This window comes from Parvimonas pharyngis (assembly GCF_046569675.1).
GTDB lineage: Bacteria > Bacillota > Clostridia > Tissierellales > Peptoniphilaceae > Parvimonas.
Genome location: NZ_JBKICJ010000003.1, coordinates 149,764 through 176,750 on the forward strand (window position 1 = coordinate 149,764; position 26,987 = coordinate 176,750).

Here is a 26,987-nt window from a genome sequence, read left to right on the forward strand (position 1 = left end):
TTCTATACAAAAAAAGAACTATTAACTAGTTCTTTTGCTTTAAATTTACAAGAATTTAAACAATAATAACATCTTCAAAACCATTTTTAAGTGCAATTTGCTTTAATTCTTCCATCTCTTCATCAACTGGAGCTGAGAACATACTATATTCTTCTCTAACACCATATTTTCTATATTTTATTATTTTGTATCTAATTTTATGTCCCATTTTTATGTATTTGGAAAGCATCTTTGTAATCTTATCAACTGTTGTTCTATTGTCCATTCCAGCAATTGTTACTGTTCTTATCTCAAAAAGTTTATCTAAACTCGCAAGATAATCTGCATTTTCTAAAACGACATCAACCTTAGTTTTCGTTATAAAAAGATGTTCTTCATTGTCAAAAGCCTTTATATCAAGCATAAAAGCATCTGCAACTTCAACAAATTCAGGCAGTCTCTTAAAAGGTATTCCACCATTTGTATCAACAAAACAAGTAAGACCAAGTTTTTTAACCTCAGTAAAAAGTGGAGTTAAAAACTTATGTTGAAGTGTACATTCTCCACCACTAACAGTAATTCCTCTAATAAAAGGAATATTCTTTTTTATTCTCTCAACAGTTTCTTCAACAGTCCAATTATATATCTTTGGTGTTGCAAGATGTGGACAAACTCTAATACACTCATCACAATTGATACAAGTCTTATCATTCCAAACAATTTTCCCGTTAACATTTGTTAAACTCTTTGTTGAACAAGAAGGAATACATTCCATACAATTAATACAATGTTTTATAGTTTCAGGATTGTGGCAATAAAAACAATTAAAATTACAACCCTGAAGGAAAATAGACGTCCTGTTTCCAGGTCCGTCTACCACCGACATATCTATTATTTTATTTATAATTCCTTTATTTGACATCTCTAACCTTACGTTCTAATAAATGATATTTTTCAAAAGCATCTCTAGCATATTGAACAGTATCGTAGCTTACCCTTTCTCCATCAATGAATTTTTGCATATCTGATTTTTTAACCAAATAACCAGTTACACGAATCAAATCTCCATTTTCTCCATAGCATGAAATATATCTCATATTTAATCTAAATGCAGCTTTAAAGATATCTAAAACGGCAGATGGATTCTTTTCAGCAGTTTCGTCAAATGGGAAGTGATCACCAATTCCTGATGGGAAATATTTGTGGAATAATGCTGAATGTTTAATATGATCATACATTGGTATTTCTTTACCAATTCTAATTCTAACACCTGCACTATCTTCAATATCATCTTGTGCTCCTACTTGTGAGTGTAGCATAAATCTATGATTCCAGAAAGTTGAATATTTGCTTTCAAAAGAATTAACTCTCTTTTCAACAAAATTCATAACTTCAACTCCAAGTTCATTTGCATATTCATCTTTACCAAATTCTAAATCTTTGTTTTCAAATTCTAGAAGTTGTTGAACACATTCATGAAGTCCTACAACTCCAAAAAGTCCAACAAATCTATCTAATTCAACAAATCCTTCTTTAACTAAGAAATTTTCTTTAAAGAAAGGAGTTTCTTCAACTAAGAATTTAATCTTACCTTCCATGAAATTACACATTAAATCAATTGCTTCTGGTAAAACTCTTCCGTAGAAATCTTCTTTTGAACTTGCACTTCTTGCAAGAGAACCAAGTCTTAATCTACTTAGTGTAAAAGCTCCTCCTGAAATTGGAAGACCATTGTAACAACTTGCTATTGCATAATCTCCTTTAAAATCATTTCTATAGTATTTATCATTAGCAAATGCTGGATTTGCAGTTAAAAGAGATGCATAAACTGCCTTTTCTCCAAAATCATCTGGTGTAATATCTTCATCATAAAGAATTGTCATATTTGGAGTAACATTATTTAAAGTTGGAAGTAATTCCAAAATGATTTCTCCAGCAACAGTTTTTTCTGGACCAATATTTGCATGACAGAAACTGTCATTAATTGTTCTATCTAAAGAAACTAAGAACCATTTAATTAATTTTTTAGCTTCTTCTCTATCTGTAATAAACGGATCAAGAAGCTTATCAATCTTACCAATATATACTGGATATCTTGTTACAGAAGGAACATGATGATAAAAAATTAATAAATTATTAATTGCATCAAGTAAAGTTTCTGATTTTTCAAGACGTAAAAATTTACAACCCTCATCCAAAAGTTTTTGATAATTAGGGCAAATATATCTTGGTGCGTAAGGCGCATGACCCTCCCACAAATCGCAGAAACCTCCATTTTCAGAAATTTCAAAAATTCTATCATTTACTGAACTTTCAGGAAAATCATTCAAATTTTCTGCAAGTTTTGCAAGTTGAGAAGTCTTTTGTTCGAAAGTTAAATCCGTAGCCTTAATTATATTCATTGATAATTCTCTTGCTTCTTCTAGTGTTTTTATTTTAGAAATCATAAATACCTCCAATTTTATGTCAAAAAGTCATTTACTATTTACCCATATTATATATGAATAATCTCAAAAATGATACTGTAAATTGTCTTTTTTAAGTAAAAATTTTGAGAATTATTGAGTAAAAAAATTTTTACATCACAACATTTTACAAAGGAATTATAAAAAATAAGTATTGAAAATCAACTATAGAAATTTTATAAATTCATCTTTAATATAAAATTTCCATATATAATATATCTATGATATATTTACATTTGCTTGCAAACAAGCAAATGTATGAGATCTCTCCATTTCGCTACGCTACAGTCGAGATGACGTGTTGGGAGATTTTCTTTGTAAGGTTCTATGACGTAAATTGTTTTATTTTTTTTAGAAATATTTTTTTGATATTAAATAATACTGAATTATTGTAAAGACAATGACTTTATGAAATCTCCAGACAATTCTATCAGAAAATACAATTGTTCCCGTCAGACCTACTATTGCTTGTAAACGAGCAAAGTTAGTACTAAATTTACTTCACTCAGCTTCGCTTATCTTCGGTCGAGATTACATAGTAGGTAATTTTCTTTCCAAAGTAATTTAATGTAAACTATTTAATTTCTATATATTTTTGAAGTTTATCTACTGATAACGTCAAGCTATTAAACGAATTTTTCTACCTTTTACGTCATCTCGAGCGTAGTCAATCTAGCCCTAACTTTGTTTACTTGTAAACAAAAGTAGGTCTGACGGGGTCGTTGTATCTTTTGATACAATGACTCTGGAAATCTCATAAAATTATTATTTCCCACAAAAAAACGACCATACGGTCGTTTTTATCTATCTTAAAAATTTAAAATTTTATTCCAAAGTTAAAAGCAATGCCATTTTGAAATTCTTTTCAGCTTTTACATAATGTCTTCCAGCTTTTGCAAAATGGAAGCATTCTCCGGCTTTGATTACATGATCTGTTCCTTCATATCCGATTATTCCTTCACCATCTAATGCAAATACAATTGCTTCACCTGGTGCTGAATGTTCTGATAATCCTGTTCCTGCATCAAATGCCATTAATACAAATTTCATTTGATCATTATGAACAACGTCCATATTAACTATTTTACCTTCTTGGTATTCTAATAATTCTCCTAATTTAAAAACTTCTCCTGGTTTTACTGCTTTATTCATAAAATCCTCCTCTTTTATTGCTATTTCTGTAAATATTGCTCCCGATTTTGTTCTCATTCCAACAGGAATTTCTATCGGTGTAAAAATACTATCACCTTGTTTTAGTATTTTTGTTTTTTCTGAAAATCCATATACTTCAATTTCTCCTTCTGCTACAATCAATAGCTTATAGTAAGGAAATAATTCTGCACTTATATCAGTATCTTCTGCCATTGAAAAATATGCTATATAATTTTCTCCGCCATAAACTTCTTTAGATACAGTACATCCTTCTAGTGCTTTATTATCTTCGGCTATGGAATATACTTTCCCTACCTTTTCTTTCAAAATGCACCTCCTATTATTATTGAATATAATATGTATTCAGAATATATATACCCAAACAAATTTAAAAATAACAGTGTATATATATTATTTTTAATATTTTTACCTATTTTTTATTTGTATATTTTTTAACGTTTATAATAATAACATAAGTTTAATTAATATTTTTTGATATTATTCTTAATATGCTATATATAACTAAAAATAAAACATCTAATATTTATCACAAATATCAACATAAACAAATGTTGTATAAGTGTTTTTTTGGATTTTATGGAACTAAATTTTTTTGAAGTAAAAATATTAAAAAATTATAAATTAAAATTTTTTTAAAAAACTTGTCATTTCCTCTTTATTTTTTTTCTTTTTTATATTATAATAATGTAGTATTAGATTAATAAGGAGGGACATTATGGAAAGTAGATTAGTTACACTTTTAAGAAAAGTTTTAATTGAAAAAAACTTTGATTTAAAACTAGATAAAAGATTATATTCAGAATTCACAGTTCTTAAAGTTAAGAAGAAAACTGTTATAATCAAAGAAAATGATAAATTGGATTATTTATATTTATTAGTTAGAGGAAGTGCCAATGTTGTTCACTTCACTCCAGTTGGGGAACTAATAGTATTTAATCATATAACTAATACTTCTATTTTTGGATTGCTTGAGTTTATGGACAATAAACACGACTTCTATAAAAGTGTTGCATTCTTTAAAGATACAAGGCTTATTAGAATTCCAGTAGAAAGATTTGAAAAGGAAGCTGAAAGCATTGAACTGTTAAAAGTTTATAATCAATTTTTATTAGATTTCGCAAAACATTCAATAGCTACATTTGATTTAACTAAAAACTACGGAAGAAAGAAAAACTTAATTGAATTCTTCTTATCAAAATGTGTTGATGTAGAATTCCCTGTTAAGATTTCTCTAACAAAAAAAGTTATTTCAGACTATTTGAGAATTAACGAAAGAACAATGTATAGATATTTAAATGAATTGATAGATAGAAATTGCATTTCAAGAAAAACTGGTAAAATTATTATTTCAAAAGAAAATTACGATAATTTACTAGAATACTCAAAGGAAAAAGGCGTAGATAACGAATAATGATAGATATTAATAACCAATCTATAGAAAATTCAGAAGTTACAACAAAAAGATTTAATATAAAATCTTTTATAATTGTTTTAAATTATTTTTTAACTCCAATTTTGTTTTTTATAATAGTCGGTTTATTATTTAGATTTACTCTGATTGACGAAATTATATTCGATTTACAAATAGTAAAGAACTTTTTTGTAAATAATCCATCTCTTGTAGAAAATGATGAAGTATTTACCAAATTTGTATCTAGTATACTAGGTTCTATCGCTACTATTTTAACTTTTGTAATTGCACTGTTAATATACAAAGATCGAAAAGATAGTATTTCTATTAAAAAAACTGAGTTTTCCATTGCAAAACTAATTTTAATAGGTATTGGTCTTGGGATAATTATGATTTTATGGAATTTTGTAATTTCATATGTATATTCAATTATTGGATTGGATTTTAGAAGTGGAAATACTGAAAGCATAGCAGAATCATTAAAATATAACAAGTTATTGATTTTTAATCTACTGGTAGCCGCTCCAATCGGAGAAGAAATTGCTTTTAAATATGGTATATTTACATTTCTACATGAAATTTTTCAAAACAAAGGAAAGCTTTTAAAAATATTTTTACCAGCATTTGTGTCAGCCTTTGTATTTGGTATTATTCATGATGGATTATATCTAATACCATTGTATTTTGTTCCAAGTTTTATTGGATGTTTAATTTACGAAAAAACAAAATCTTTATTCCCATGTGTATTAGGACATTTTATCAATAATTTAATTGCATTCTTAGTAATGTTATACAATTAAAAAGCTATTGAAGTTTTACTTCAATAGCTTTTTTTATTGTGAAACAACAAGGTTCCCGGGTACCCACCCGATGTGAAGCATCGTGGAAGGGTGGGGTTCTTATTTATAATTGTTTTGATTTATATGACTTATTATTAAATTCACTAATTATAGTAAAACTACATATTAGATGTTTTTCTTTTTAAGGAAATATTAAATTATATTTTTTATTCTCTACTTAATTTTTAAAAAAAATATTTATAATTAGTTTTTTCTATTTTTATCAAATACCTTATCTAAACTTATAAAAAATAAAATAAAATCAAACAATATTCCTATCAAGGACTTAAAAACCATATCTCCATTCAATAGATTTTTCATATCTATCAAAAAGAAGCTAAATACTGACAATATAATCCCGCATAAATACAATGCTTTATGTTTTAAAATTTTTCTTACCATTATTTGACAACCTTTGAATTCACTTCTTCTAAAATCATTTCAAGGAATGCACCAGCTTTCATTGAGCCTTTATCTCCCTCTCCACGTTTTCTAACTGAAACTGTTCTTTCGTTTACTTCATTTTCACCAACGATTAAACTATATGGAATTTTAGCAAGTTGTGCTTCTCTGATTTTTAATCCAATTTTTTCTGCTCTATCATCAACTGCTACTCTTATGTCTTTTTTTGCAAATTCTTTTTGTAATTCATAAGCATAGTCATTGAATTTGTCAGAAATTGGTAAAATCTTAACTTGTTCTGGTGCTAACCAAGTTGGGAAAGCTCCTTTGTATTCTTCAATTAGGTAAGCTACGAATCTTTCCATTGTAGAAACAATACCTCTGTGAATTACAACTGGTCTATGAGTATTCTTTCCATCTTCTCCAACATAAGTTAAATCAAATCTTTGTGGTAATAAGAAGTCAAGTTGAATTGTAGAAAGAGTTTCCTCTAAACCAATCGCAGTCTTAACTTGAACATCAAGTTTTGGACCATAGAACGCAGCTTCTCCTTTTGCTTCAAAGTATTCATAACCTAAGTCATCCATTGCACTCTTAAGCATTGCTTCAGCATTATTCCACATTTCATCGTCATCAAAGTATTTTTCCTTATTTTCAGGATCTCTGTAACTTAATCTGAATCTAAAATTCTTGATGTCAAAATCTTCATAAACTGATTTCATTAAATTTACAACTCTTGTAAATTCATCTTTAATTTGATCAGGACGAACAAAGATATGAGCATCGTTTAAAGTCATTTCTCTAACTCTTTGCAAACCTGAAAGTGTACCACTCATTTCGTAACGGTGCATCATTCCAAGTTCAGCAATTCTAATAGGGAATTCTTTATAACTATGAACATCATTATTGTAAATTTCCATATGATGAGGACAGTTCATTGGTCTTAAAACTAATAATTCTCCATTACCTAAGTCCATTGGTGGGAACATACTATCTTGATAGTGATCCCAGTGACCTGAAGTTTTATAAAGGTCAACATTTGCTAAAATTGGAGTATAAACATGTTCATATCCACATTCAATTTCTTTATCAACTATATATCTTTCAATTACACGTCTAATTGTAGATCCTTTTGGTAACCAGAAAGGAAGACCAGCCCCTACATTTTGGCTAATCATAAATATTCCTAACTCTTTACCAATCTTTCTATGGTCTCTTTGTTTAGCATCTTCTAAGAATTCTAAATACTCATCTAAATCTTTTTTCTTTTCAAAAGTTATACCATAAATTCTTTGAAGCATTTTATTTTTTTCGCTACCTCTCCAATAAGCACCGGCTATGCTTAAAAGTTTAACAGCTTTTATTTTCTTAACATCAACAAGATGAGGTCCTCTACAAAGGTCTGTAAAATCTCCTAATTCATAGAAAGAAAGTTCAGCATCTTTATCAAAACCTTCGATTAGATCAATTTTATAATCTTGTCCTTTTTCAGCAAAATACTTTAAGGCAAAGTCTCTACTAACTTCTTTTCTATCAACAGAATAACCTTCCTTAAATATTTTCATCATTTCTTTTTCGATTTTTTCTAAATCTTCTGGTGTAAATTTATGTTCTGAATCTAAATCATAGTAAAATCCGTTATCTATTGCAGGTCCAATTCCAAATTTTGTATCTGGAAATAGTCTTTGAATAGCAAGAGCCATAACGTGACTTGACGTATGCCAGAAAATTTCTTTTCCTTCTTTATCTTCAAACTTTACGAATTTAATAGCACAATCTTCTTTTAATGTTTCACTTAAACCTTTTATAACATCATTAACAACAGCGCCGATAACATTTCTTGCAAAACCTTCAGAAATACTAATTGCAACATCTAAAATTTTTACACCTTTTTCAAATTCATGAACAGACCCATCTGGGAATGTAACTTTAATCATCTCCATAATTTCCTCCTTCTTAGACTACATAATTACTTCGTTCTTTTCATGTATCTTTTTTTAAAATAAAAAAAGAGTCTCATCCCTACAAAACTGTAGGGACGATGACTCGTGGTTCCACCCTAATTACTTCTTAATTAGATAAAAGACTCCGTAATAGTTTTCGGTAAATAGCATTCTTAAATGAAATTCCAGCCACGTTTCATTCTCTCTTAAAGCGCTTAAATCCTACTCGTTACTTCAACGTCTATATTAACTTCAATAATCCTTCAAAATCAACAGTCGTTTGTTCTCCTGTCTTTAAATCTTTGACAGTGTAAGTGTTATTTGCTTTTTCATCTTCTCCGACTATGATAATATAAGGGATATTTAATTTGTCAGCATAAGAGATTTTTTTCTTCATCTTAGCATCTTCAAAATATATTTGTATTATTTTACCACTATTTTCAAATTTATTCAATAGTTTAATTCCATAATCATAACAATTTTCCATTGGAATAATTAAAGCGTCAATACTATTAGTTTTTATTTCCTTAAATAAATTCTTATCAAGTAATTGATAGAATAATCTTGTAAGTCCAATAGAGATTCCAACACCTGGTAAAACTTGACTTGTATAATTACTTGCTAAATCATCATATCTTCCGCCAGAACAAACACTTCCAAGTTGTCTATAATTTTCTAAAAATGTTTCATAAACAGTTCCAGTATAATAATCTAAACCTCTTGTAATTGTAAGATTAATCTTTATATAATCTTCAGGAATTCCAAAAAGTTTCATACAAGAATAAACTTCTTTAAGTTCTTCAATACCTTTTTCAAAAAGTTCATTAGAAATACCTAGAACACTTAACTTTTCAATAATCTCTTCATTATTACCAGAAATTTTAATAAATTCTAAGATTTTTTCCAAACTCTTATCGTCAAGTCCAGTATTTTTTAATTCTTCAACAACTTTTTCAAAACCTATTTTTTCAATTTTATCAATTATTCTAAGCATATCAGATTTATTATCTATACCCAAACTTTCAAAAAGTCCATTAATAATTTTTAAATTACTAAAATTAATTGCAAATTTTTCGTTAATAATTTTTGAAAAAATTTCATAAATAATATAAGGAAGTTCTGCATCATTTTTTATATCAAGTTTTCCATTTCCTATTACGTCAATATCACATTGATAAAACTCCTTATATCTACCCTTTTGATTTCTTTCTCCACGGTAAACTTTACCTATATGATATCTTCTAAAAGGGAAATTCAAATCACTAAAATATTGAGCAACATATCTTGCCAAAGGCACTGTTAAATCAAATCTTAAAGAGATATCCTTACTTTCAGAGTCAATTTTAAAAATTTGTTTAGTAGTTTCTCCACCACCCTTAGCCAAAAGAATTTCATTCTTTTCAAATACAGGTGTATCTATAGGTAAAAATCCACGTTTTTTAAAAGTATCTTCTATTATATTCTTTACATTATCGAACAAAATTTGTTCACTTGGTAAAAGTTCCATTGTTCCTACAACATTACTCGGTTTAATAAATCCCATAATTACCTCCAAAGTGAAATAATTCCACCTAAATCGACAAAATCTTCGCCTTTAGGAAATAGAATCCTCACATTTTCATCATCAGCTACGCGTTTAATTATATCATAATCTTGATATTTTGTCACATCACCATAAAACAATAGAATATCGTCAGACACAAAACCACAAGTTCCTCCGATAAATCCATTTTTATATCCATTTAAAATTATTCCATCTGTTGTAACAAGTTCCACATTTATATTCTTAAATTTTAAAGACTTAAAAATTCCCTCATCACTTGTAATAATATGATTTTTAAAACAAATCATACTGCAATTTGAATAACCTTGATTTATCTTTATATATTCTCTTTTTAGCTTAAGACTTTCAAAAATTTCTTTTGTAGTAAATTTTTCATTATGAAAAAAATATTTATCATTTTTTGCAATATTTAAAACTATTTCTCCATTTTTGAAATCTGAAACATCTACTTTTATTAAATTATAATCTTTTAAAAAATCTTTATAATACTCAAATACTGAATTTTCAATATAAATATCATTATCTATCTTTAAAATACTCAAATCTACATGATCATTATAATTATTATTAAATTTTTCATTATTTAAACTTTTTATATAACAAATACTATTTTTGTCTAAAAGTTCAAAAAAATTCTCACTTGCGCAGTTACTAACTATAATTTTTTGCAATATTTTTATCTCCTTATGTTTAGTATTATAATTCTAGGGTACTATAAGTAAAGATAATTATAATACAACGATTTTGTTGATTATAATATATTTTATCACATTTTTATTATAGGAGGAAGTTTATGTTAAAAGAATTTAAAGAATTTGCCTTAAAAGGTAATGTAATGGACTTAGCTGTTGGGGTTATTATAGGTGGAGCATTTGGTAAAATCGTTTCTTCTTTAGTAAATGATATTTTAATGCCTTTAATCTCAATGTTAACAGGTGGAGTTAATTTCTCAGACCTAAAAATCGTATTAAAAGCAGGAGACGAATCAAAGAAAATAGCTGAAGTTGCTTTTAAATATGGTGCATTTATTCAAAACGTTCTTGATTTCTTAATTATTGCTTTCTGTATTTTCTTAATGGTTAAAGCTATGAATAAGTTAAACAGAAAGAAAGAAGAAGCAGTTGAAGAAGCACCAGCTGGTCCAACTCAAGAAGAAATCTTAACAGATATTAAGAATATCTTAAATGATATTAAAGAAAAATAAGAAATTTATATTCAAAAACCGAGTTAAATACAACTCGGTTTTTTTAATTACATTTGTTTTTCACATATTCCTTCCATTAAGAAAATTTTAAAATCAATCTCCTTACTTCTTCCATTCCATACAATCTCATAGTTTTTCGGAATAAATGATGCTCTTTTAAAATAATTTTCCATTTCTTCTCTTGAAAATCCGTCATGCCCGTCAAAGTTTGGAAAATCCTTATGAAAATCAGGAGAAACTGTATCCAAATCCATTATGATTATTTTTCCATTTTCTTTTAAATGCTCTTTTAACAATTTAAGCTCAGCATCAATATCAACAATATGATGAAAAGCTGTTAAACTGTAAATTATATCGTATTTTTCATTCGAATTTTCTAAGAAAATTTCATCATTTATACTGATGTTTTCTATTTTCATTTCATTTATTCTATTTATAGACTCTTCCCTCATCTTTAAAGATGTATCAATACAATCTATTCTTTTTAAATCCTTAGATAATAAAGTTGCAAGAAGTCCATCTCCAGAACCTATTTCAAGAGCTGTTTTATCTTTCAAATTTTCTCCTAAATATTTAAACATTTTTTCGTATATGGTAAAAGTTCTATTTTTCCTATCTTTCGTGTTCCAAACTTTAGCAACTTCATCAAAATAATTACTCATACTACCCCCTATTTATATAGTAAATTAATCAAGATTTTCTAGGAAACCATGGGATACATCTATTTGTTCTCTTACAATATTCAAGATATTCCACGCCAAAAATATTTTTAAGCCATATTTCCTCTGTGTTTTTTACTAAAATCGTTAAAATAATCCAGTAAATTGGAATTGTAATTAAAAAGTAAAGATTATTGAAAAGAAAGCAAATCCCCCAACAAAGAAACATAAAAGCTGAATAAATCGGATTTCTTACAATCGCAAAAACTCCTGTAGTTACCAACTTTAGTTCCTTTATGTTCTTAGAAATTCTTGAATTAACAACTGCAGAAATCCAAAGTCCAATACCTATAAATATACATAATATGCCTATAATCATAAAAGGAATTTTCAAAAAGAAAATCTCTCCATTTTTAAAATAACCATTATTTTGTAAAAATATTAATAAAATAGTTATAGAAATAATAATTCCTACATATAAAGGACCGATTCCAAAAACTGATAATTTTTCTTTTTTCATATTTTACTCCTTAATTAAAAACCAAAAACAATCAACTTAAATATATCACAATTGCAAAACAATATCAATATTAAATTAATAACTAAATGTATCGTAGATACATAAATAAATCAAACACCTTTTAATTTTGCATAAAAAAAGAATGTCCATATTTCTATAAACATTCTTGTTTTCAAATTTAAAAACTATTTAGCGTAATCAACAACTCTTGTTTCCCTAATTAAATTTACTTTAATTGTTCCAGGATACTCAAGTTCTTCTTGTATTTTCTTAATAATTTCTTTTGAAGTCAATAACATCTTATCTTCGTCAATAACTTCTGGTTTAACCATTACTCTTATTTCACGTCCTGCTTGAATTGCAAAAGATTTTTCAACACCGTCAAATGAATTTGCAATTTCTTCAAGATTTTCCAAACGCTTGATATAATTTTCAACAGACTCACGTCTTGCACCTGGTTTTGCAGCTGAAATAGCATCCGCAGCTTGTACCAAAAGTGCCTCAACAGTTTCTGGTTCAACATCATTATGATGTGCCTCAATACAATGTAGAACTTCACGTTTTTCTTTGTATTTCTTAGCCATTTGAACACCAAGTTCAACATGGTTTCCTTCCATTTCGTGATCTATAGCCTTACCTATATCGTGTAATAGACCACCTCTCTTAGCAATTTTAACATCAGCTCCAATATCTGCAGCTAACATTCCAGCTAAGTGTGCAACTTCTATAGAATGTTTTAAAACATTTTGTCCATAAGAAGTTCTGTACTTTAGTCTTCCTAAAAGTTTAATAAGTTCAGGATGAAGTCCATGAATATTAGTTTGATCACAAGCGTCTTCCCCTGCAATTCTAATACTATTTTCAACTTCCTGTCTTGATTTTTCAATCATTTCTTCGATTCTTGTAGGGTGGATTCTTCCGTCATTAATCAATTTTTCAAGAGCAAGTCTTGCAATTTCTCTTCTAACTGGGTCAAAAGAAGATAAAACAACTGCTTCTGGAGTATCGTCAATAATCAAATCAACTCCTGTTAAACTTTCAAATGTTCTAATATTTCTTCCTTCTCTACCAATAATTCTACCCTTCATTTCATCATTTGGTAAATTTACAACACTAACTGTAGATTCAGCAACATGATCTGCTGCATATCTTTGGATAGCTGTTCCAATAATATATCTAGCATTTTTTTCTGCATTATCTTTAGCATTTTGTTCAATTTCTCTAATGATATTTGCAGCATCTTTTATACTTTCTTGTCTAACTTCTTCAAGTATAATTTCTTTAGCTTCTTCAGATGATATATTGGCAACTCTTTCTAACTCTTCTTTTTGTTTTTCAACTAATTTTTCGATTTCAGATTCTCTAATTTCTAAATCTTTTAATTCTTTATTTAAACGCTCATTCTTCTTATCTAAATTTTCATTTTTCTTATCTAAATTTTCTTCTTTAGCAATTAAACGACGTTCCAATTTTTGAATTTCATTTCTTCTTTCTCTGTTTTCTTTATCGCTTTCTTGTTTAATTCTATGCGCTTCTTCCTTAGCTTCAACTAATTTTTCTTTTTTCTTTGTTTCAGCTTCTTTTATCGCATCTTCAACAATTTTTTTAGCATGATTTTCAGCACCATTAATAAGTTTTTCTGATGTAAATCTTCTAAAAACATATCCAATAATAGCACCTGCTATTAAAAAAACAGGAAGTAATATAAATTCTTTTGGCATTAGTCTTACACACCTCCTTGTATTAAATTTTCAAGTTACAATTATCAATTCATTATTCCTTAAATTCATATGTGATTTCTCACAACTACTATTTTACAACTTTTTTGAAATTTTGTCAATTTAAAAAATCGCATAAATATGTATAAATGTTAGATTATATATCAGATTACTTGACAAAAAATGACGGCATAAACCGTCATTAATCTTTTTTTATAGTCATTAATTTCTTTTTAAATTCTTCCAATTCCTTTATAGTATTTAAGTTTTCAAATATATTTTTCTTATCGAAATTTTTCCATTCTTCATATTTCAAAAACTTGAAATTGTTATCTTCAATAAATCTTACAAATTTTCGATTATCTTTAATCAATTCTTCTCTCAAACTTTCTTTTAAAGAATTTTTATAAATCCCATTCATAGGTAAAATTTTACCATTTTCTGAAAGACAAATTAATCCGTCAAAATTTTTTTCTAGTTTTGAAATCATAAATCTAATGAATTTCTCATCAATATTTGGCATATCACATGCAGTTAAAAACGAAAATTCACTTTCAGAATAACAAAGCCCGCTATGAAGTCCAGCCATTGGACCTTTTTTGTAAAAAATATCTCTAACAACTCTTACTTTTAAATCTTTGTAATGCTCTTTATCATTTGAAACAATAACTATATCATCAAAAATATTTTTCAAAACCTCAATTGAATTATGGACTAAATACTTTTCTTCAATCTCAATATATTCTTTTGGAAAAGTCATTCTTACGGAATTACCCCCAGCAAGTATAATACAATTTATCATTATTCTGCCACCAAATCAGCAAAATCAGCATCACAAAAATCTGCAAATTCAATAGGATTTACTATGATTGAATTTCTGACCTTTCCTGCACTTACAAGAAATTTTTCCATGTCTTTTGCTCTTATATCAAAAGTAGTTTTAAACTTTGTCTTCATTCCAACAGGACTACAACCGCCATGGACATATCCAGTTAAAGGTTCTAAATCCTTTTGCAAAATCATTTTGATACTTTTTAGTTGAAAATGCTTACTTGCTTTTTTCAAATCCAAATGTGCGTCAATAGGAATAACACAGACATAATGATTTTTATCACTACCCTCAAGAACAAGAGTCTTAAAGCATATATTTCTATCTATTCCAATTTCTTCAAATTCTTTGTCTTCTTCCCTAACTACAAATTGATATTGTATCTTTTGTCTATCTAATATTCTACATACATTAGTCTTGCTATTTTTTTTCATGTTTATCCAAAAAAGTCTTTAAGTGTTGAACCAACATCTTTATTGCAGGAGTATTTTCCCCACCACGAGGAATAATAATATCTGCATGTTTTTTGCTTGGCTCAATAAATTCCTCATGCATTGGTTTAACCGTATTTTGATATTGAGTTAAAATACTTTCAAGACTTCTGCCTCTCTCTTTAGTATCTCTTAAAATTCTTCTGATAAGTCTTTCATCTGCATCTGTATCTACATAAACTTTTAAATCCATAAGTTCTCTAAGTTTAGAATCTTCTAAAATTAAAATACCTTCAACTATTATTACAGGCTTTGGATAAACTCTCATAGTTTCCTTACTTCTAGTATGAATTGTAAAATCATAAATAGGTAAATCTACTTCTTTACCTGATTTTAAAATTTTTACATCTTCAATTAGTTTAGAAGTTTCAAAAGACTTCGGATGATCATAATTCAGTTTCGCTCTTTCCTCTAAAGTCTTATCGTCATTTGGCCAATAATAAAAATCATGACTTATCATTACAATTTCATCTTTAAATTGTTTCTTTAACTTTTCAATAATTGTAGTCTTTCCAGAAGCAGAACCACCAGCAATACCTACAACATAAATATCATTTTTTTCCATTGAAAACTCCTATAAAGCAATTACTCTGTGATAGATTTTTTTACCTTTTTTTATTACAATTTCTTCTAAATTAAGAGAAACTTTTAAATTTGTATCAGTGATTTTTTCTCCGTTTAAAGAAATACCACCTTGTTCAATAAGTCTTCTAGCTTCTCCATTAGACTTTGAAATTCCACAAGTTCTAATTAAATCTAGAATTCCTATCTCTTCATTTTCAAAATCTGCTTTATTGATTTCAGTTGAAGGCATATTTTCGTCTAAAAGCTCTCCACTAAATAAAGCCCTAGCAGTTTCTAATGCTTTTTTAGCCTTTTCTTCGCCATGAATAATCTTAGTTACTTCAAAAGCTAAAACTTCTTTTGCTTCATTAATTCTTTCGTCTTTATATTTACCTAATTCTCTACATTTTTCAGTTGGCAAGAAAGTAAGCATTAGTAAGAATTTTTCAACATCCCTATCATCAACATTTCTCATATATTGGAAAAGTTCGTATGGAGAAGTCTTTTCTTCATCTAACCATACTGCTCCTTTTTGAGATTTTCCCATTTTAACTCCATCAGCTGTTGTTAAAAGTTTAAAAGTCATAGCATAAACCTTATCTTGTTCAAGCTTTCTTACTAAATCATATCCACCAAGGATATTACTCCATTGATCAGAACCACCTAATTGTAATTTACAACCATGTTTTCTGTATAGGTATAAGAAGTCATAACTTTGCATTAACATATATGAAAATTCAAAGAATGTAAGACCTTTTTCCATTCTATTCTTATACGCATCACAAGTAAGCATTTTATTAACACTAAAATGCACTCCAACTTCTTTCATAAATCTTATAAAATTTAAGTCTAAAAGCCAGTCTTTGTTATTTTCAATAATTGCATTACCATCTGAAAAATCAATAAATCTAGAAAGTTGTTCAAAAAATCTTTGTGCATTATGATTGATTTGTTCTTCAGTCATTACCATTCTCATATCACTTCTACCAGAAGGATCTCCAATCATTGTAGTTCCCCCACCTAAAAGAGCGATTGGAATATGTCCATAATTTTGCATTCTCTTCATAACCATGATTTGAATAAAATGACCTATAGTTAAACTATCCGCTGTCGCATCAAAACCTACATAGAATTTTACTCTCTCTTTAGATAATAGCTCTTTTAATTCTTCTTCATAAGTAGCTTGTTCAAAGTAACCTCTATCAACAAGCTCTTCAAAAATATTTTTGTATTCCATAAAATCCTCCTATAAAAAAAGACCTAAAACAATGAAAGGACGACTTATCGTGGTACCACCTTTCTTCGCATAGGCCTCATAATGTTTAAGCACAATCACTTCTGAACTCCTGTGTTGTAAGCACAATCAACGCTCAATATTAAATATAGAAATAATTATATATAAAAAAGTTAAAAAAGTCAACTACATTTCAATCTTTCTAACTCTTTCATCATCAAAAATCAAATCTTCTAAATGTTCTCTTTCAAAGTCAGCAGGAACAAAAGTGTAAAATCTTACAATAACAGTTCTACTCTTCTTTATAATTTCAACATTTTGAATTTCAAGTTTAAATCTTTCCAAACAATTTCTTATCTCTCTAATAGTATTAAAACTATCTTCTAGACTGATTTCAAAAGTAATAGTCAAATGGTCTTTACTTAAAAAAGTATCCTTATGCATCAAAATTTGAATAATTACAATTAGAAGTGTTCCAAAAATAGCAACAGCATAAAGCCCTGCTCCCATTGCAAGTCCAATTCCAGCAGTAGCCCAAATACCAGCAGCAGTTGTAAGACCATTTACAGCATTATTCTTTATAAAAATAAGACCAGTACCTAAAAAACCAATCCCTGATACAACTTGTGCTGCAACACGTGCTGCATCATATTCAACTATATCAAAAAATCCATATTTAGATACTATCATCATAAGTGCAGATGCTAATGAAACGATTGCGTGAGTCCTAATACCTGCACCTTTGTTTCTGCTCTTTCTTTCAAAACCTATTATTACTCCCATTACAGTTGCAAGAACCATTTTTATTAAAAATTCAAAATTTTGATAAAACATAACCATATCTATTTTCATATAATGCTCCTAAATTTATCTCATAAAATATCAAAATTAAATCTAACTTATATTAATTATAAAATTAAATGCAAATCCAAATTTTTATTATACTAATATACTATAACTATATTATTATATCATATTTTTATAAAAATTATCAGTCTATTCTTTACTATTTTTTATGTTATAATTAATTTATAGTATGAAAGCGTCAAAAATAATGTTGGAGGTACTCAATAACATGAAAAAATTTTTTGAAAAATGTTTTATATTTACTTTAGTCACATTAATTTTTTGTTCTTGTTCAGCAAAAGGAGTAAAAATAGAACAGATAAGCGGTAAATATTTCGTAACAAAAGAAAAAGCTTTTATTATTGAAAAAACTAAGGATAATGAAAGTTCATCAGATTCAAAAAAATATTACTTAGCTTTGTATGAAAAATCAGACTCTGGAAATGTTTGTGGCCTATATGAGAATGTAAAAATATCTGTGAAAGATGGTAAAGAACTTATTACTGCGGATAGATTGGATATTGATTTGGAAATAATAAATGACAAAATAATAAAAGATACAAAAAATAATTTTGAGTATAAAGAATCTAAAATAAAAGATATATATTCAATTTTAAAATTAATTAAATAAAATAACAAAAATAAAGCTCATCTAATTAACTTAGATGAGCTTTTTGTTAACTTGATTTATATTTTTATTTTGCAATCATATCTTTTGATATATCTACACTTTTTATATTAGTTCTAGTAATAGTTCTAGTTGTGAAACCCCAAATATTACTGTACCAATTTTTCTTTTGTTTATCATATATAAAATGGAATCCAACTGTAGATTCTACAGGTGTTATTGATGATAGTTGTGGTGGTTTGTTGTTTTGTGGATATGTTGTTTCTTGAACTAACAAATGTCCACCAATATACATTTCGTAAGTATCACCATATTCTCTAATATCAAAAGAGTTAAGGTCAAACTCAACTGAAGGATAACCTCCAACATAATCTCTTCCATTGTTAATTAATGATTCAACTCTTTTAGTTTCTATTTCTAAAGATGGATTTATCATAACAGTTAATAAACTTGCATCTTTCTTTCCTCTGGATTGAACATCTTCTCTCAATAACTGAATTGTTCTATTAATCGCTACATTTAAAAGTCTTTTATCTGTAAGAGAAGTACTTACATTTATTTTATTTTCTCCTTGATAAGTAACTCCATCAGAAATTGTATATCCCCAAGGCATTTTAGTTACTACTTTTAAAATATCTCCAGATTTTATATTTGTTCCAGAAAGTTTATTAAACTCTTTTACAGTAAGTTCTGTATTTTTATCATTTACAAACAGAATACTGCTATCATCTCTAGTTATAATCTTAAAGGAACTTTCTTTTGCATTTGTATCTAGTTTTTCAACCTCATTAGCAAGTTGATAATCTGTTCCAGCTCCATAAGAAATAGTTGTTACATCAGAATTTTCACCATAAAAAAGAGAAACTTCTTCTTTTAATTTTACATTATTATCATAGTAAAAAACTGTATATTTTCCAGGGAATAACTCATATTCTTTATCTGAAATAGCTTCTTCTTTTCCGTCTAATAGAATTGTAGTTTCTACATCATCATTCTTTTCAACTTTCAATTTTAGAGGATCTAAATGAATTTTATAATCATCAAAAAGCCCTAAAACTTTTCCACTTTTTTGAAGTCTAATCGGTCTTGTACTCTTGTAATTACTATCTTTTTTCAAGTTTTCAGCATCTTCTTTAAGCCATTTTTCAACAGTTTTTAGTTTTGCTTCATCTCCCTCAAAAAGTGAAATAAGATATTCTGCTTGATTTTTATCTATAGTCTTATCTTTAAAAACTATATTTGAAGTATAAAATCCAATTTTTTTGGATTCAACTCCCGCAAGAATATTTGGAAGTTTTACTTCAAGAGAATGATAAGCTTTAAGTCCAAAGAAACCAACAACTGAAAGCATTAAAACAATAGTACAAGCAAAGATAAGCTTTAAACCTTTAGGAATTTTAGGCATTTCATACTTATTAGTATCTTTTTTATCCTTTTCTTCCTTAACTTTTTCAACCTCTTTTAGTTTTTCAACTTCTTTTGGCTTTACAGCTTCTTTAGGTTTAGCTTTTTCTTTTCCTTTTTTCTTTTCTTCAGTTTTTACTTTTTCTTTTTTCTCTATAGTTTCTACGGCAGTAGCAACTACAACTTCCTTTTTTGGAGTTTCTTTTTCATTAACATCTACACTTTCAACAACTTCAGGTTTTTTCTCTTTGTGTTTTTCCTTATTCTTATTTTTAGTAGCTTTGCTACCCCTACGACGTCTTTCGTGTAGGGGAACAACATTACCATAAATAAGTTGAAGTCTTTGTGTTTCTGTTAAAATTTCATCTTCTTCGTTATTTTCTTCTTTTTTCTCTTTTACTTCTTCAACTTTCTCTTTAGCCTTCTCACTTGATTTTGCCTTTTCTTCGTCAGTTGAAAAAGTATGGTCTTCCACTTCTGAATTGATAAGATGTGATTTAAAATCTAAGTCATCAACCTTTTCAATTTCTTTTTGGGATTCGAGAACAACTTCTTCAGAAATTTCTTTTTCGGAATAATCTTCTCGCCATTGAGAATAGTTGGATAAAATAGATTTATCAAATCCGCCTTCTGAAAAATTTGAAGAATTTTTTTCAATTTTATTCTTTTTCTTATTTTTCTTAGACACGAAAAAAACCCTCCTTAAAATCTTTCTACGCTTCTAATTCTTTTTCTAATTCGTCAACTAGACCTTTGAAAACATCTAGAGCTTTGTTAATAGAATTTTTATCTTCCATATCAATTCCAGCTGTTCTTAATTGTTCAATTGGTTGGTGTCTACATCCGTCTTTTAAGAAGTTTCTATAGCTCTTTAACGCTTCTTTATCTCCTGCAATTACTCTACTTGATAAGAAACTTGCAGCACAAAAACTTGTTGCATATTTATATACATAGAAATTGTTGTAGAAATGAGGTATTCTTGCCCATAAGTAACTAGCAATTTCACTCTTTTCAACATGTTCTCCATAATATTTATCATTTAATTCTTGCATTATTCTTGTGAAATCATCAGCAGTTAAAGCATTTCCTTCTTCAACTTCTAAATGAGTATTCTTTTCAAATTCAGCAAACATTGTTTGTCTAAATACTGTTCCAATAAACATATTGATATAATGATTTAATATATAAATCTTTTCATGTTTATCTTTAACATTCTTTAACATATAGTCTAATAGAGTTAATTCGTTAAAAGTTGATGCAACTTCTGCAACGAAAATCTTATATTGTGCATATAGATAATCATTGTCTGATTTTGAATAATAGCTATGCATTGAATGTCCAAATTCATGAGCTAATGTGAACATACTGTCTAAATCATCAGTATAGTTCATTAGGATATATGGATCTGTGTCAAAGCTTCCCCAAGAATATGCTCCACCAGCTTTTCCTTCTCTTGGATAAACGTCAACCCAACGATCTTCAAATCCTCTATTTAAAACTTCAATATAGTCTTCTCCTAATGGTTTAAGACCTTCAGTTATTAATTCTCTTGCTTTTTCATAAGAATATTTTTGGTCAAATTCTTTTTCTAAATTAAGATAAAGATCCCATAAATATTGTTTATCTTTCTTTAAAGCTTTCTTTCTCAATCCATAATATTTATGAAGTGATGGTAAATATTCTTCAATACTTTCGATTAATGAGTCATAAACTGTTTCAGGAACACAATCTTGGAATAATTCCATATATCTAGCTGAAGGATACTTTTTAACCTTAGCAAGAATAGTTAAATTCTTAATTGCACTGTATAAAGTAGTAGCATAAGTGTTTTTGAATTTTGAAACAGTTCCATACATCTTGTCAAACGCTTCTTTTCTTACTTCTTCATTTTCATCTAAAAGAAAACTATTGAAATTAGCAGCAGTTAATTTTTCTCCATTTTTACTTTCAATATTACCATAATCTAAGTCAGCATAGCTTAACATATAGAATGAGTTTTGACCAGTTCCAACCATTTCACTAGTATTTGCAAGAAGTTCTTCTTCTGATTCACTTAAAGTATGTGGTTTAAATCTTAAAATGTTTTCAAAATGAACTCTATACTTTTCATTATCTCCTTCTTTATAAAAGTTTTCTAATTCTTCATTAGATAATTCCATTAAGAATGGATCAAAAAATGCCATAGCTGAACTCAATCTTGTTCCTAATGAGTTTACTTCTAAAGCTAATTTTTGAAATTCAGAAATTCTACTATCTTCATCTCTTTTCATATATGCGTAAGTATATAATTTTTCTGCAAGTCTATTTGCTTTTTCAGATAATTCCATAATATTTCTTAAATTTTTAACTGATTTTTCTTCCTTTGTAAGTCTTTCAACATACTCATCACAAAGTTTAATTTCTGCTCTTGCTTCATCTACATTTTTGTAGATTTTTTCTAATGACCAATTATATTTTTCCATCATAACCTCCAAATAAAAATTAAATTTTCACACATTAATTCTACCATTTTTTAAACTTTTTATCAATATATTCATATAAAAAAAAGAATGTTTTCACATTCTTTTTTACATATCCTAGTCTATTGTATATTCTATCCAGCCTTCAGATTTTCTTTTAATTATTTCACCGATTCCCGCTGAAACAATTTGGATATTTTTTTGTTCATAATCAGGTTTTAAACCGTTTAAGGCATTTTTACAGAGTTTAACTTGCAAACTTTCGTCTTTGAAAAACTCATCTTCTTCCAAGAAATGTGTAACGACATTACCTGCGCAAACTATTTCTATTTCGCAAGTATCTCCCATTTCCTCGCAATATCTTCTGTAATTTACAATTTTTGCTTTTAGTTTATCTATAAGTTTAAGTCTTTCAATTCTAAATAGTACTTTATAATTCATATTATCTCCTAATATCCAAGTTCTATCGCCTTATTTACAAGTTTTTTTACAAGCGGAATCATTTCGGCAGCTATTTTATTTTCCTCTTCAAAAAATGCAGTACAAACAATTGTAGGATTATCTACAGGATAAAAAACAGTTACCCAAGAGTGAATCTTATCTTTTGTTTTTTCAGCAGTTCCTGTCTTACCTGCAACTTTCTTTCCTTTTATGAATCCAACAAAGTTTGTATCTCCAGAAGATTTTAAATAATCTTTCATTGTATCCATTATTTGCTTATCTGCAACTTTTGATAATATTTCTGGTGTTGTCTTTTCGATGATTTTTCCATTTGGATCTATGATTTCTCCTACTATATAAGGCCTCATCATATTTCCACCATTTGCAATTGCACTTGTATATAGAGCAACATGTAATGGAGTAACCAAGTCTTTTCCTTGTCCAAATGCTGCTGTTGCAAGTTCTAATGAAGTAGTTTTATCATTATATGGAATTGGAGAAACTGCAACTTTTAAGTCGAATGGAATTTCTTGTCCAAACATAAATCTTTTACTTATATCAATCATAGTTTCAACACCAATTTTTTGAACTTGATCGGCAAAATAAGCATTTGAAGATTTTACTAATGCTTTTCTTAAATCTATATTTCCATTAGCTTCTTTAGCATAGTTATTAATCTTATAGTGGTCAATTGTTGTTGAACCTTTATCATTGTATTTTAATTCGCTTGGGCTTAATTTTTCTAATAATGCTGTACCAGTTATTAGTTTATAAACAGATCCTGGTGGAAAAAGCCCAGCAATGCTTCTAGCAATAAGCGGTGCATTTTCTTCATCAGCAATAATATTTGCCCAGTTTGATTCAATTTTATTTGGATCAAATGTAGGTCTATCAGCCATTGCAATTATTGATCCCGTTTGTGGATTCATTAAAATCATTGAGCCTTTATGTCCTTCTAAAAGAGAAAGAGCATATTTTTGTAATTCTGTATTTGTTGTCAATTTTACAGAATTACCCTCTTTTTGTTCAATTAATATTTTCTTTAACTCTCCTATTGGAGTTTTATCTTGTTTGTTTAAAAGAGTTGCATTGAATTTTTTCTCAATTCCAGTTTTTCCATATTTTTTACTGTTGTATCCAACTATATGAGCATAAACTTCTCCATATGGAAAAAATCTATATTTTTCGCCACTATCGTCAGTTTTAGTTTCAGCTAAAATATTTCCCTTAGAATCTAAAATGTTTCCTCTTTTTAATTTATTGTCATCAACCCAATTTCTTTTATTATCTTCAGAGTTTTTAAGTTTATCTGCTTTTACAACTTGAAAATAAGTCATATATGCAAGTATTAAAATAAATAATAAACTTATAAATGTTAAAACTCTTTTATATCTTTTAGTTTCAACCATATTACCCTCCTAAATATTTTCTTCAGAGGCATACTGTAAAATTCCCAAAGCAATGAAACTTGAAAGAATTGAAGAACCTCCATAACTTACAAATGGAATTGTAATTCCTGTAAGTGGAATAAGTTTTAAAATTCCTCCAAACATTATCAATGATTGGAAAGCGAAAATTAATGATAGGCAAAAAGCTACATATTTATAGAATCTGTTATGTTGTTCCATAGATGTTTTTATCCCTCTATATGTTAGAATTAAGAACAGCATAACAACGCCCATTCCCATTAAAATTCCCATTTCTTCACAAATGCTTGCAAATATATAGTCACTTTCTGCAAAAGGAATATAATCAGGTCTTCCAAGTCCAAGTCCTTTGCCGAAAAATCCACCACTTGCTATTGCATAGAAGCCTTGAATTATTTGATAACCCATTCCATCAGCATACTTAAATGGATCTAACCAAATTTTAACTCTGACTTTAACGTGAGTAAACAAAATATATCCTAAAACAGCTCCACATGAAAGAACCAAAAGATTAATAAACATATATTTTCTATGAGGTTCATACATATATTGTGCAAACATAAATACACCTGAGAAAACAAGTACTGTTCCTAAATCTTTTTGTAAAAATAGAAAACCTAAAAAAGTATAGAAAAAGAAATGTAAACTATATTTTTTAAAAATATCTTTTTCAAACTTTTCTCTATTTTTATAATAAGCTGCAATAAGAAAAACAAAAGCAATCTTAATAAGCTCAGATGGTTGGAAAGCAAAATTTGAACCTAATCTTATCCAGTTTTTTGCACCATTAATTCTTTTACCAAATAGAAAAGTTGCAATAAATAGTAGATAAGATATTGCTGCATAAAAATAATACATTTTGCTCCATATTTTTATATATTTTAAAACTAAATATATTAGCCAAAAAGCTATAATCCCTATACAAAACCATATAATTTGTCTAAATGCTAACTTGTCATTAAGTCTATAAATTTCTAAAATCCCAATAGAAAAAAGCATATTTGCAATAAGCATTATATAGTAATCGCCCCTTGTAAACTTTTGAACTAATTTCCCTGAAATATATACAAAGCTGATTAAGGCAATCATAAAAATTAACTTTGTTCTATTAAAATTCGCAAAATCTCTAGCCATAATTAGAAATAAGCCTAATATTTGAAAGAATAGCAAAAGACCTTGAATACTCTTTGTGCTAACATAGGAATTTACGCTTAAAGTTCTAAATCTTGACTTTAAAATTTTACTAATCATCATCAACTTCCTCATTTACAAATAAGAATTCAATTCGACCAACGTCAATTAAATCTTTATCTTTAAGTTCAATAGCCTCTGTAATAGGTTCTCCATTTAATAGAGTTCCATTAGCAGAACCTAAGTCTTCAATATAATAAATTCCGTCATCCTTTATAATCCTCATATGATTTTTAGAAATGAATTTATCATTAATAACAATATCATTAGAATCTCCACGACCTAATGTAGTTTCGTCATTTATATAATAATGTTCATGAACCTTAAAAGGTAGACTCTCTTTTCTGTTAATAAGTTTCAAATAAGTATTTGAAACTTCACTCATTTCACTTGTTGTGCTAATATCAAAGTATATCATTTTAATTATATTATAAATAAAATAATAGATAATAATAACAAAAATATATTTAAAAATAATAGCCATTAAATCATATAGCTTTAAATTTCCAAATGTTTCAACGGAAAAAATACCTTCCAATATGTCGAAAATTTTATCCATATATCCTCCTAAGTTTATGTTAAAATCCTAATTTATCAACTTTTATTTTACCATAAATACTAAAAGTAGTCAAAATTTAGACATAAAAAAATGGCAATCATTAAATTGCCATTCTAAAATTATTTTTTAGGAAGTTCAATTGTTGATGAAGATTTGATTGTCTTAATAGCTTGTTTTGCTATTTCAATCATATCTTGTTCAGTTAAATGTCTAGTTTTTCCTGATTTTGCAAATGGACCAGTAGACTTAACACTATAATCAAAATTTATTTCTAAAATTGCTTTATCACTAATTTCGTAAGTCAATCTAAATTCAGTATCCGGTTTTTCCTTTGGATTTTTTTTGTCAAAAGATGTATATGATATTGAAGCTCTATGTTCTCCACTATCTACAATAGGAATTGTAACATATTGTTCGAATTGTTTTTGAATTTCTTGAGCTTCTCCAAGATGATAATCATAGGCACTTTTATCTTTTGTTCTGTGAATTGAAATACCGTGAGTAATATGAGCATTAACTTCTTTATTTCCTATATCAAAATATCCTTCTCCGCCACCGCCGGGACTAGAAAATATATATTCATTTTCTTTAATTAAAGGTGCAACATCTTTAATTAGAAGATCAGCATTTTTATCTTTACTTGGATCAATTTGTTTTCTAACTGTCATAGCATCACTTGTATTTTGTACAATAAATCTATTATTAGTATAAGTGTCATTAGGTAGTTCAATTTCTACAGTTGCTACAAAATCTCCAGGTATAACATTTCCTGCAATATTGCCATGATAACCTATTCTAACAACTGATGTTTCTGTTTGATTAAAAGGCCATTCTTTTTCATTTTTTTCAAATGTTGAGCCTTCTTTTTGAACTTTAGCAGCATTATTAGAATTATCACTTTCTTTTCCCTTGTTATCATCTTTTTTTGTTTCTTCTTGTTTTGTAGATGTTTCAGCAGGTTTTTCTTTTGATTTTGAACAACCGGCAAATGCTAATAAAGCTAAACTACAAATAAGAAATTGTTTTAAATTTTTCAT

25 protein-coding genes are annotated in these 26,987 nt (G+C 27.8%); 4 read left to right on the forward strand and 21 right to left on the reverse strand.

Annotation, left to right across the window (positions count from 1 at the left end; genetic code table 11):
* Positions 1 to 55 precede the first annotated feature (55 nt).
* From ACLGL0_RS04790 to ACLGL0_RS04800, 3 genes are all read right to left on the reverse strand, one after another.
* On the reverse strand, positions 56 to 901 hold the full coding sequence (locus tag ACLGL0_RS04790; RefSeq protein ID WP_314557736.1) for a YjjW family glycine radical enzyme activase: 846 nt from the start codon (positions 899 to 901) through the stop codon (positions 56 to 58).
* Entirely contained in the window at positions 891 to 2,426 is a 1,536-nt protein-coding gene (locus ACLGL0_RS04795; RefSeq protein ID WP_411013830.1) for a YjjI family glycine radical enzyme, read from the reverse strand. Before ACLGL0_RS04795 ends, ACLGL0_RS04790 begins: the two co-directional genes overlap by 11 nt.
* Before the next feature lie 843 nt (positions 2,427 to 3,269).
* On the reverse strand, positions 3,270 to 3,923 hold the full coding sequence (locus ACLGL0_RS04800) for a cupin domain-containing protein (protein WP_411013831.1): 654 nt from the start codon (positions 3,921 to 3,923) through the stop codon (positions 3,270 to 3,272).
* A gap of 409 nt (positions 3,924 to 4,332) precedes the next feature.
* On the opposite strand from ACLGL0_RS04800, the gene ACLGL0_RS04805 reads away from it, so the two are divergent.
* Positions 4,333 to 5,028, forward strand: coding sequence for a Crp/Fnr family transcriptional regulator (locus ACLGL0_RS04805; RefSeq protein WP_411013832.1), 696 nt, complete (start codon positions 4,333 to 4,335; stop codon positions 5,026 to 5,028).
* The gene (locus ACLGL0_RS04810) at positions 5,028 to 5,828 is read left to right on the forward strand and encodes a CPBP family intramembrane glutamic endopeptidase (protein ID WP_411013833.1); all 801 of its coding nucleotides are present in this window, start codon (positions 5,028 to 5,030) and stop codon (positions 5,826 to 5,828) included. The genes ACLGL0_RS04805 and ACLGL0_RS04810 overlap by 1 nt, the downstream gene beginning before the upstream one ends.
* A gap of 440 nt (positions 5,829 to 6,268) precedes the next feature.
* Here the strand turns inward: ACLGL0_RS04810 and thrS are convergent, their stop codons facing one another.
* The 3 genes from thrS to ACLGL0_RS04825 all read right to left on the reverse strand — a co-directional run bounded on the left by thrS (position 6,269) and on the right by ACLGL0_RS04825 (position 10,447).
* Positions 6,269 to 8,212, reverse strand: coding sequence for a threonine--tRNA ligase (thrS, locus tag ACLGL0_RS04815; protein ID WP_411013834.1), 1,944 nt, complete (start codon positions 8,210 to 8,212; stop codon positions 6,269 to 6,271).
* A gap of 241 nt (positions 8,213 to 8,453) precedes the next feature.
* Complete coding sequence (gene hisS / locus ACLGL0_RS04820; protein WP_411013835.1) at positions 8,454 to 9,755, reverse strand: histidine--tRNA ligase; 1,302 nt, start codon at positions 9,753 to 9,755, stop codon at positions 8,454 to 8,456.
* Between the two features lie 2 nt (positions 9,756 to 9,757).
* Positions 9,758 to 10,447, reverse strand: coding sequence for a DUF6873 family GME fold protein (locus tag ACLGL0_RS04825; RefSeq protein WP_411013836.1), 690 nt, complete (start codon positions 10,445 to 10,447; stop codon positions 9,758 to 9,760).
* A 122-nt stretch (positions 10,448 to 10,569) separates the two neighbouring features.
* Here ACLGL0_RS04825 and mscL point away from each other — a divergent pair, with 122 nt between their 5' ends.
* Positions 10,570 to 10,980, forward strand: a complete 411-nt coding sequence (gene mscL, locus ACLGL0_RS04830; protein ID WP_411013837.1) for a large-conductance mechanosensitive channel protein MscL — start codon at positions 10,570 to 10,572, stop codon at positions 10,978 to 10,980.
* Between the two features lie 47 nt (positions 10,981 to 11,027).
* Here mscL and ACLGL0_RS04835 read toward each other — a convergent pair whose 3' ends face one another.
* The 8 genes from ACLGL0_RS04835 to ACLGL0_RS04870 form a co-directional block, all read right to left on the reverse strand.
* Positions 11,028 to 11,642 carry a class I SAM-dependent DNA methyltransferase gene (locus ACLGL0_RS04835; RefSeq protein WP_411013838.1) on the reverse strand — a complete coding sequence of 205 codons (615 nt, stop codon included), beginning with the start codon at positions 11,640 to 11,642 and terminating at the stop codon, positions 11,028 to 11,030.
* Between the two features lie 28 nt (positions 11,643 to 11,670).
* Positions 11,671 to 12,159 (reverse strand): methyltransferase family protein, encoded by a 489-nt coding sequence (locus tag ACLGL0_RS04840; protein ID WP_411013839.1) that lies wholly within the window; start codon positions 12,157 to 12,159, stop codon positions 11,671 to 11,673.
* Positions 12,160 to 12,344: 185 nt separating this feature from the next.
* Positions 12,345 to 13,880, reverse strand: coding sequence for a ribonuclease Y (gene rny, locus ACLGL0_RS04845; RefSeq protein WP_313962221.1), 1,536 nt, complete (start codon positions 13,878 to 13,880; stop codon positions 12,345 to 12,347).
* 199 nt (positions 13,881 to 14,079) lie between these two features.
* A complete protein-coding gene (locus tag ACLGL0_RS04850; RefSeq protein WP_411013840.1) occupies positions 14,080 to 14,679 on the reverse strand; it encodes a molybdenum cofactor guanylyltransferase in 600 nt (199 codons plus the stop codon).
* Positions 14,679 to 15,140 carry an aminoacyl-tRNA deacylase gene (locus tag ACLGL0_RS04855; protein ID WP_314557764.1) on the reverse strand — a complete coding sequence of 154 codons (462 nt, stop codon included), beginning with the start codon at positions 15,138 to 15,140 and terminating at the stop codon, positions 14,679 to 14,681. Before ACLGL0_RS04855 ends, ACLGL0_RS04850 begins: the two co-directional genes overlap by 1 nt.
* The gene (udk, locus tag ACLGL0_RS04860) at positions 15,127 to 15,762 is read right to left on the reverse strand and encodes a uridine kinase (protein ID WP_233056498.1); all 636 of its coding nucleotides are present in this window, start codon (positions 15,760 to 15,762) and stop codon (positions 15,127 to 15,129) included. The genes ACLGL0_RS04855 and udk overlap by 14 nt, the downstream gene beginning before the upstream one ends.
* Before the next feature lie 9 nt (positions 15,763 to 15,771).
* The gene (gene tyrS, locus ACLGL0_RS04865; protein ID WP_411013841.1) at positions 15,772 to 16,998 is read right to left on the reverse strand and encodes a tyrosine--tRNA ligase; all 1,227 of its coding nucleotides are present in this window, start codon (positions 16,996 to 16,998) and stop codon (positions 15,772 to 15,774) included.
* Positions 16,999 to 17,181: 183 nt separating this feature from the next.
* A complete protein-coding gene (locus ACLGL0_RS04870; RefSeq protein ID WP_313962218.1) occupies positions 17,182 to 17,847 on the reverse strand; it encodes an MgtC/SapB family protein in 666 nt (221 codons plus the stop codon).
* Positions 17,848 to 18,070: 223 nt separating this feature from the next.
* Here ACLGL0_RS04870 and ACLGL0_RS04875 point away from each other — a divergent pair, with 223 nt between their 5' ends.
* Positions 18,071 to 18,472, forward strand: a complete 402-nt coding sequence (locus tag ACLGL0_RS04875; protein ID WP_411013842.1) for a hypothetical protein — start codon at positions 18,071 to 18,073, stop codon at positions 18,470 to 18,472.
* A gap of 64 nt (positions 18,473 to 18,536) precedes the next feature.
* On the opposite strand, the gene ACLGL0_RS04880 is transcribed toward ACLGL0_RS04875, so the two are convergent.
* The 7 genes from ACLGL0_RS04880 to ACLGL0_RS04910 form a co-directional block, all read right to left on the reverse strand.
* A complete protein-coding gene (locus tag ACLGL0_RS04880) occupies positions 18,537 to 20,561 on the reverse strand; it encodes a zinc ribbon domain-containing protein (protein WP_411013843.1) in 2,025 nt (674 codons plus the stop codon).
* A 25-nt stretch (positions 20,562 to 20,586) separates the two neighbouring features.
* Positions 20,587 to 22,335, reverse strand: a complete 1,749-nt coding sequence (gene pepF, locus ACLGL0_RS04885) for an oligoendopeptidase F (RefSeq protein ID WP_411013844.1) — start codon at positions 22,333 to 22,335, stop codon at positions 20,587 to 20,589.
* 114 nt (positions 22,336 to 22,449) lie between these two features.
* Positions 22,450 to 22,773, reverse strand: a complete 324-nt coding sequence (locus tag ACLGL0_RS04890) for a DsrE family protein (protein WP_411013845.1) — start codon at positions 22,771 to 22,773, stop codon at positions 22,450 to 22,452.
* Positions 22,774 to 22,781: 8 nt separating this feature from the next.
* A complete protein-coding gene (locus tag ACLGL0_RS04895) occupies positions 22,782 to 24,182 on the reverse strand; it encodes a peptidoglycan D,D-transpeptidase FtsI family protein (RefSeq protein ID WP_411013846.1) in 1,401 nt (466 codons plus the stop codon).
* Between the two features lie 9 nt (positions 24,183 to 24,191).
* Complete coding sequence (locus ACLGL0_RS04900; protein WP_411013847.1) at positions 24,192 to 25,451, reverse strand: FtsW/RodA/SpoVE family cell cycle protein; 1,260 nt, start codon at positions 25,449 to 25,451, stop codon at positions 24,192 to 24,194.
* On the reverse strand, positions 25,444 to 25,950 hold the full coding sequence (locus ACLGL0_RS04905) for an FHA domain-containing protein (protein ID WP_233056509.1): 507 nt from the start codon (positions 25,948 to 25,950) through the stop codon (positions 25,444 to 25,446). Before ACLGL0_RS04905 ends, ACLGL0_RS04900 begins: the two co-directional genes overlap by 8 nt.
* Before the next feature lie 119 nt (positions 25,951 to 26,069).
* Positions 26,070 to 26,987: an EexN family lipoprotein gene (locus ACLGL0_RS04910; RefSeq protein WP_411013848.1), complete on the reverse strand. Its 918-nt coding sequence runs from the start codon at positions 26,985 to 26,987 to the stop codon at positions 26,070 to 26,072.